A 1,488-nucleotide genomic window follows, 5' to 3' on the forward strand; every position below is an offset into this window, starting at 1 on the left:
TAGTTGACCCTTAAAAAGTCACTTCGCGAGCGCAGGATAAGGAGGTTCGCCGTTTTTATTCACCCCTTCCCGGCAAAGGAAGCAACAGTATAGCCATTCCAACAGGACAAAAAAGCGCCTCATGGCCCTCTTGAAGTTGAACGCCGCTGCTGCAAGCTTTGCATTGAGCATGTCGCCAAAGATTCCCTTGTAGAAATTTCTACCCATACGGTGGTCGCTTTTCAGGTGGCCGTTGATAGGCTCGATGCCTGCCCTCTTGCAAAAAAGCTTGTGAGCCTTTTCCTTCTGGTAGTAAGTCGCGTTTTTCTTCGGGACGTCCGGTATCACGATCTTTGTCGTTCCGGATTCCTTTTGTCCGCGGTAGCCTCGGTCGCATGCGGCCTGGCTCGGCCTGAATCCAAGCATTTGTTCAACATGGTCAAGCGTATCGTCTATCGTATGTCCGTCATACTCGTCCCGGAACGAGACCGCGCCGACAATGATGCCGCTGTAGCTCCGGGCGATTGACACCTTGTTGCCGAACTCGTATTTCTTGTGTTCCTTGCCCTTGCCGATGCATTTTACTTCGGGTTCGTGAAGCGAATAGACCTTGTCCTTGTCGCATTTCTTCTGTGCCAGAACTTTTTTGAAAAGCTCGATTTTTTCTTTGTACGTGTTCAACAAGTTCTTGCTGGCGAGATTTCGCTCTAATTCACGGACGAGCCGTCCCGCGATTGTCTTCAGCCTGCGATCTGCCTTGTGAGCCTTCTTGCCGTTCTTCGGGTGATTGCGGAAACGCTGGTCACGATGGACCTTCTTCAAGGTTCTCTTGTAGGACTGTCTTTGCGGAAGATCATGCTCTTCCACGATCCTCTGTACCTGTTCTATTATCTTGTTCGCAAGTTTGGCGTCTGTAGGGAACGTGATGTTCTTTTCCTGCACGGTCGTGTCAAGAAAGACCGTGCCGCATCCTGTCGGTCCTTGTTTATCGTGGTCATCGTTGACGAGGATACTTTCCTTGAGGATCATGTCCATGCCCGCTTCGCCAATCATGTGCCGGAAGTGAACAAGTTCGCTCGGGTCGCAGGGTTGCTCCGTCGAGAAGAACCGTTCTCCGCAAAAATACTGGTAATAGGCGTTTTCCTGAAACTGCTCCACGACGGACTCGTCCGATACGTTGCGGACGTGCTTCAGGATGATGAGCCCGGTCATGAGACGGATCGGCTTGTTCGGCGCACCCATCTTTTCGTCGAACAATTTGGAAAACTCGGTCTCGAACTTGTTCCAGTCAATCTTGTTCGCAAGAACGTAGAGGGAATGCTTGTGGTTCAACTGCTCCTCAAGGGAACAGAAAAGGCTTGTCTGGGCGTGGGATTTTGGCGGTCTGTACATGGGAAAAATTGCAAGGTTTTCAGTCATATTTTAGAAAACCTTGCAATATTTTCACAGGGTAGAAATCAGTTTTTCCCAATAGTTATGCGGGCTGGGCGGGATTTTAAGGGACGACTA

The 1,488-nt window shown here is 50.1% G+C and carries 1 protein-coding gene; it reads right to left on the reverse strand.

The features are described 5' to 3' along the window. Positions 1–18: 18 nt before the first annotated feature. Entirely contained in the window at positions 19–1,371 is a 1,353-nt protein-coding gene (locus BUA40_RS14155) for an IS5 family transposase (RefSeq protein WP_218588202.1), read from the reverse strand. Positions 1,372–1,488: the final 117 nt, after the last annotated feature.

It is taken from the genome of Fibrobacter sp. UWT2 (assembly GCF_900142545.1).
In the GTDB taxonomy this organism is placed as follows: Bacteria; Fibrobacterota; Fibrobacteria; order Fibrobacterales; family Fibrobacteraceae; genus Fibrobacter.